The following is a 6468-nucleotide window of genomic DNA, read 5'->3' as shown; positions in this document are numbered from 1 at the left end:
TGCTCGGATATCCGAGGGCTCTCCGGCTGCCAGCCAGAGAGCAGCCATGAGTGAAGTAGTGATCCACTGCCACGCGCTTTTGCTCGAGCGTGTATCTAGGTTTTGGACGGTAACGCTTTGGTAAGTCGCCGGCAGCCTCGTAGATGTCGACCCACCGCTTCAGGTTCTTACCTGACGGATAGCCCAGCTCACGAACGACAGTTGCCGTCTTTCCCCCGTACTTGAAATAGAGCCTGACCGCCCGGATCCGATCCTCGTACGAATACATGAACTACCTCCAAGTAGTCCAAGTTTTCGTCCGCACCCCCCTTAGGCCAAATAGAAATGTCTACGTATCGACCCCGGACACCCCAAGGGGCTCGTCGAGAAGCGCTTCCCCGACGGCAGGCGCCAGTTCGTGCGCTTCGACCTGGACGGCGAGCACGTCGTCGTCGACAACGTGCAAACGGTATCCGGACCGTCACAGGAACTGTAGAGCAACACCTGCAGAAACGAGGAACCCGGCCAGAGCCGGATTCCTCATATCCGCGCCACTAGTAACAACTACCACCAGCGTTCGAACTCTTTGAACTGCAGCGTTACATGGGCAAACGTTTCGGCATCAATGGGAGAACGGAACGTGGCAGTAGTAACGGCTCCAGAGGTATCACGCTTCTTCATTTCCCAAGCTAGCTCCAAGCGCCCACTCACCACGCCGAGCGTTAGCGCGAAGTGATCACCCATATCAACAAGAGAGACCTTCGTTGTATCAGGCGCGGCTAGCCCCTGAACAAACGTATCCCACGTTGCGCAGTCGAACCATGCATTACCCCTATACGCCAGCTCATGTCCGAACTGCTGCACGTCAACAGCGATCTGCATTCTCATTGAAGGAACATGTTCGTCCGTCTCGACAACGTCAAGGGACAGTCGCAAGGGCTTTTCAATATTGATAACCATGGCTTGTATTACTTTCCTGTAGGAACTGCATGGATAAGGGCTGGCATTTGCCCAGGCTGTCGCGGCGGGGCAAACTTCAACTCCCATCCCGCTACATTCACGAGCTGGTTGTATGGCACGCTACCTTGTGTTGCCGTATTCACGGCTCCCTGCAAGCTTGCCAGTTGTTGTTGTGTCGTGAGTCGAACAACATTTGGAGGATTGTTTGTAGCCACCATCTGAGCATATTCAGCCAAATGCTCGGTCGCATTGCCATGCACCCAAACACTTTGCCCATTTGGCAATGACATCTCAAAAGATTTGGGGATGACGGACCCCGGATAGGTTGGCTGGGTCGCCTTTATTGAGTCCCAGACCGTCCCGGTTGCACCTCCAACAATGCCCTTTGCTGCAACAAACTCACTGATCTTGCCGTAAGCCGCCGCGCCCACCGGGATGGCACCCAGAATCCCCGACAACCAGCGGTCTGCAGTCCCCAGTTCCTGACCACTCAGGGTCTGCCCCGTCACCGCCTGGTAAAGCATCGCTGCCGAACCATAGTACGGCAAGAGATTCGACAGCGTATCGGCCAGCTTCTGTGTCTGCTCTGGCGTCAGGTTGTTCATCTTGGCAAGCGCCGCCGCCGCCTCCACCTGCCGGACCTGGGTATCGATGCGGTTGAAGTCCTCCAGCGTGCAATTTGGCTCGCACAACTTTGTCAGCCGCGCATTCTCACGATTCGCAATGCCGCGTGCAGGGCCTGTCGATGTCGCATTGTTCAGCGCCTCGTTCTGCGCGGCCAGCGCGGCTGACGTGGCGTCCTTGCCCAGCAGGGCCCCGGTTGCTCCGCCGATCAGCGTCGCCAGACCCACCGTGAGCGCCTGACGCACCGGGTCATCGCTGTAGTTCAGCACCGGGCTGTCGGCATACACCGTATCGCGAATCAACGGTGCTGCTATGGCCGATGCCGCCCCGCCAATGGCACCCCCAGCACAATCCCCACCCGTCAACCCTTGCGCCGCGCAGCCGATCAAGGCGTGCGCCGCTGCATTGGCAATGATGGTCTCAGTATTGGCGCCATCAGAGCCAATCCCCGGCAGTTTGACCCCAGCAGCATTCGCGGCCAGCGCCGCCGCATCGCGCACCAGTCCTCCGGCAAACGCCTGCCCGAAACTGCCGCCATACACCGCCGTGTTGATGCCGGCGCTGATAGCTGAGCGAATGACGGTTGCCTGGGCATAGCTCCCAAGTTGGCCAGCCACCTGTGTCCAGTTGCCCTTGGCGATATTGTCGCCAATGCTGCTGATACCGGCGTTGCTCAAGTTCATCGCGCCAAGTGCACCCTGCGTCAACCCCGCTGTCAGGCCCGAAATCGCACCGGTTTTAAGCGCCGCGCCAATATTCAGTGAGCCGGTCGTGATAACTTGGGCCACCATGCTCGAAAGCGTGCCTGCAATCAGCCCGTCGATTGCCACGGCCAACGCCGCTTGCATCACGCTCATTTCTGCCAGCGCAACGCCCATCAGAGCCGCCCCCGCCCCCGCCGTGACAATCGAAATCGCCACCGCCGCCACCATCGCCACAATCTGGCCGATGATGCCGAAGCCCTTCTTCTCCTTGATAAACCGCGTATGGATGTCGTCGGCGACCGTGCCTTCGGTGTATTTCAGCCCCAGGCTTTCCTTGAGCTGCGCCACCAGCGCTGCGCTGGCGTCAGGGTCGACCGAGCCGTCGGTGCGGGTCACGCGGAAGGCGTCGTTGATGGCCCGGATGCTGTCGGCTTCGATGTCCATGTGCATTGCCGACAAGAAGCCGCCGGGCTGCACCACGGTACCGGTCACTACGTTCCAGCCGCCCTGCGCCTTGTAGGCGTTGGTGCCGATGGACACCACGTTCGGGCTCAGTTCTATGCTCTCGGCCTTGACCGTCAGCGTGTCGCGCGCGATGACCTGACCAGAGTTGCGAAGCTGGCCGTCAATGGTCAGCTTGATGTTCTCGCCGCTGATCGTGCCACCCGTAGGCACCGCCAGCGCCTGTGCATAGCCTTCAGGCAGGTAGACCTGCGGCACGAGCGCATTGACGCTCGGGCAGATCGTGCTTGCCAACGTGCATCGAGGATCAGGTACCGCCTGTTCGACGTACCACAGCATCGGCGCGTCCAGCGCCTTCACCTGGTCCGCGCTCAGTGCCTGGCCCAGCGCCAGGTTGTGTTCCTTCGCGTAATCGGCGGCGTTCTTGTAGAGCGCCAGTTTTTCCTGATCGGTCACCGACAGGTTGTTCTGGCTGTCCCACGACAGGCCGCTGATGAAGCTTTCCTGCCCCGTCTGCGCCAGCGCGGCTTGCTGTAGTTGCTGGCCTGCACGTTGACGTTGCGGCCACCGCTGATCAGCGCGCCATTGTGATTGAGCGATCCGGTCTGGATCGTGATGCACCCACGTCGTTGGCACGCGAAATGCGTCCACCCGGGTGCTAAAGGCCTATGTGCAGGCGTGCAAGCCTTCCCCATAGGCATTGCGGGACGAAATGGCTATGTCTACACGCGATGGCAATCTGTGGAAGCGCTTCTTTAGCATCGCCAAGCCATACTGGCTGTCACGGGAAAAGTGGAAGGCGTGGGCGCTGCTGGCGATGCTGGTGTGCCTGTTGTTTGGCCAGACGTGGACCAATGTGCTCTTCAACCGGCAAACGGGGGAGTTTGCCTCAGCCTTGGCTGCCAGGGACGCCGACCGGTTCTGGGACGCCATCGAGGTCTTCGTCTACGTCCTGATTGCCGCCGTGCCTGTCTATGCCTTTTACTACTACACCCGGCACAAGCTGTTCCTCCATTGGCGAGCGTGGATGACGCACCACTATCTGGACAAGTATTTCGGCGGCTGCGCCTTCTATACGCTGAATGCGAATACGGCCATCGATAACCCGGATCAGCGTATTTCAGAGGACATAAGCACCTTCACGCAGCAGTCGCTGTACTTTCTGCTCTTGATGCTGGGCGCGGTGCTGCAGCTGGTCGGGTTCAGCAAGGTACTGTGGTCGATATCGCGCGAGTTGGTGGCGTTCCTGGTGCTCTATGCCATCTGTGGCACGGTGGTCTCGGTGCTGTGCTTCGGCAAGGTGCTGATCGGGCTGAACTTCTACCAGCTCAAATGCGAGGCCGACTTCCGCTTCAGCCTGATCCGTGTGCGCGAGCATGCCGAATCGATTACTTTCCATCGCGGCGAGCAGCACGAATCCGATCATGTGCGCAGCCGATTTCAGCATGTGTTCGCCAACTTCAACAAGCTGATCCGCTGGGAGCTCAATCTCTACCTGTTCCAGTATGCCTACGCGTTCCTGACCCTGATGCTGCCCAGCGTGATCGTCGCTCATCGCGTGCTGGATGGCGAACTCGAAGTTGGCAGTGCGATCCAGGCCGCCGGGGCCTTCGCGGCCGTGTTGGCGGCACTGACGGTCATCGTCGATAACTTCGAGAGCCTGAGCCGCTTCCTCGCGGGCGTGGACCGGCTGACCACTTTCGCCTCTTCGCTGGCCTCCACGCGCATCGTTCGCCGCAAACCTGGCAGCCACATCGAGCATCGTCGGGGCAACACGCTGTCGCTGGAGCACCTGACGCTGCATACGCCCGACTACCAGCGCACCTTGCTCAATGACCTCTCCGTAACGGTGGCGCCAGGCAGGAACCTGCTCATCGTGGGGCCAAGCGGCGGTGGCAAGAGTTCGATATTGCGAGCCATTAGCGGCCTGTGGAATTGCGGTAGCGGCCGAATCGTGCGCCCTGAAGCGGACCAGATGATGATCGTGCCGCAGCGTCCCTACATGGCGGTTGGCAACCTTCGCTGTCAGTTGCTCTATCCCGCCTGCGCGGGGCGGCACATACCGGACGTCGATCTTCTGAAGCTGCTCGATATGGTCAATCTGCCCGACATGGTGCAACGGTTCGGCGGGCTCGATGCGGAACTGGACTGGAGCAAGGTCCTGTCGCTCGGCGAGCAGCAACGCCTGGCATTCGCCCGGCTGCTGCTGGCGCGTCCCCGCTACGCCTTGCTTGACGAGGCGACCAGCGCGCTGGACATCGGCAATGAGACCCGCCTCTACAGCCAGCTGGTCGCCAGCCGCACCACGATCGTCAGCGTCAGTCACCGCCCCACCCTGCTGCCGTATCACAACGAGGTGCTGGAGTTGTGCGGCAATGGCGACTGGCAGCTCTACCCCACGCACGATTACCGGTTCGCCCGTTAGCCACATGCAGGCGTCCTGCATGACTCGCGATCCACTCCAACAAAGGCGCCGCGTATGGCGAGTCTCGGCAGCTTTACAAAACAGGAAGTTCTGTCTTGGTCGGGATTGCTTTTTTGGAGGTGCGTGTGGCCGGGACGTGTCGCTCAGGGCCGGCATGCCGTTTGCTGACCTTACCCCAGTGAGTTGACGGCAGGCATGGGGAGACGCATCGGAAATGAGAATTGCACAAATCGCCCCACTGCACGAATGTTGCCCTCCCAAGCAGTACGGTGGCACCGAGCGAGTCGTCGCCTACCTCACCGATGAACTTGTCCGTCAGGGCCACGACGTCACCCTGTTCGCCTGTGGCGATTCCTCGACACCCGCCCGCCTGGTCAGTTGCGTTGACCAGGCCCTTCGATCCAACCCCGCCGTCAGGGACCCGTTGCCGTATCACATCATGATGCTCGATGAGGTGTGCCGGCGGGCAGACGATTTCGACGTGCTGCACTTCCACACCGAGATGCTGCATTTCCCGCTCGTCCGGCGCTTATCCCAGCGCACCATCACCACGCTACACGGCCGGCTCGATCTGCCTGACCTGAAGCCGTTCTACGAAACGTTCTCCGATGTGCCGCTGGTGTCCATCTCGCTGGCCCAGCGCCTGCCCATGCCGCCGGTCGCTTGGGCCGGGAATGTCTATCATGGGTTACCAGAAGGCTTGCTGGCGTTTCATTCCGTAGCACGGGGCGGCTATCTCGCTTTCCTGGGCCGGATTTCCCCCGAAAAGCGCCCGGACCGCGCCATCGAGATTGCAGTACGCTCCGGCATGGCGCTCAAGATCGCCGCAAAGGTGGACGCGGTTGACCGCGCTTATTGGGACACCACGATCGCACCGTTGATCAGGCGTCACCGGAATGTCGAATACCTCGGCGAGATTGGGGAACGCGAGAAAGCCCGGTTTCTGGGTGATGCCAGCGCATTGCTGTTTCCCATCGATTGGCCGGAGCCTTTCGGCCTGGCCATGATCGAGTCCATGGCGTGCGGCACGCCGGTCATCGCGTTCCGTTGCGGTTCGGTGCCGGAAGTGGTGGAGGATGGCGTGACGGGCTCCATCGTCGATACCATGGATGCAGCGGTGGATGCTGTCCGCCACATCGGCGATATCGATCGCGCTGGTGTCCGTCGCAGGTTCGTCCGGCGATTCAGCGCGACGCGCATGGCGCACGATTACATTGCGCTCTATAACGGCACCAGATACGCCTCGGAACCTGCCAGGCAGGTGGCGTTCCCGACGTCACCTGCAATCGCTGGCCTGGCGGCCTGATCTTGGAG

4 protein-coding genes and 1 pseudogene are annotated in these 6468 nt (G+C 60.6%); 2 read left to right on the top strand and 3 right to left on the bottom strand.

Annotated features, from left to right (window positions below; all coding sequences use genetic code 11):
* The 3 genes and pseudogenes from D9X30_RS19625 to D9X30_RS19615 all read right to left on the bottom strand — a co-directional run.
* Positions 1-268 (bottom strand): annotated as a pseudogene (locus D9X30_RS19625) (IS3 family transposase); the annotation flags it as partial.
* Between the two features lie 275 nt (positions 269-543).
* Complete coding sequence (locus D9X30_RS19620) at positions 544-939, bottom strand: hypothetical protein (RefSeq protein ID WP_153947864.1); 396 nt, start codon at positions 937-939, stop codon at positions 544-546.
* 8 nt (positions 940-947) lie between these two features.
* Entirely contained in the window at positions 948-3365 is a 2418-nt protein-coding gene (locus tag D9X30_RS19615; protein WP_153947866.1) for a DUF637 domain-containing protein, read from the bottom strand.
* A gap of 76 nt (positions 3366-3441) precedes the next feature.
* Here D9X30_RS19615 and D9X30_RS19610 point away from each other — a divergent pair, with 76 nt between their 5' ends.
* Positions 3442-5154, top strand: coding sequence for an ABC transporter ATP-binding protein/permease (locus D9X30_RS19610; protein ID WP_153947868.1), 1713 nt, complete (start codon positions 3442-3444; stop codon positions 5152-5154).
* 214 nt (positions 5155-5368) lie between these two features.
* The gene (locus D9X30_RS19605) at positions 5369-6460 is read left to right on the top strand and encodes a glycosyltransferase family 4 protein (RefSeq protein ID WP_153947869.1); all 1092 of its coding nucleotides are present in this window, start codon (positions 5369-5371) and stop codon (positions 6458-6460) included.
* Positions 6461-6468 lie beyond the last annotated feature (8 nt).

The sequence above is a fragment of the Cupriavidus sp. U2 genome (genome assembly GCF_009663685.2).
GTDB lineage: Bacteria > Pseudomonadota > Gammaproteobacteria > Burkholderiales > Burkholderiaceae > Cupriavidus > Cupriavidus necator_C.
Note: the sequence above shows the minus strand (reverse complement) of the source record. Positions and strands in the feature narration are given on the sequence as shown.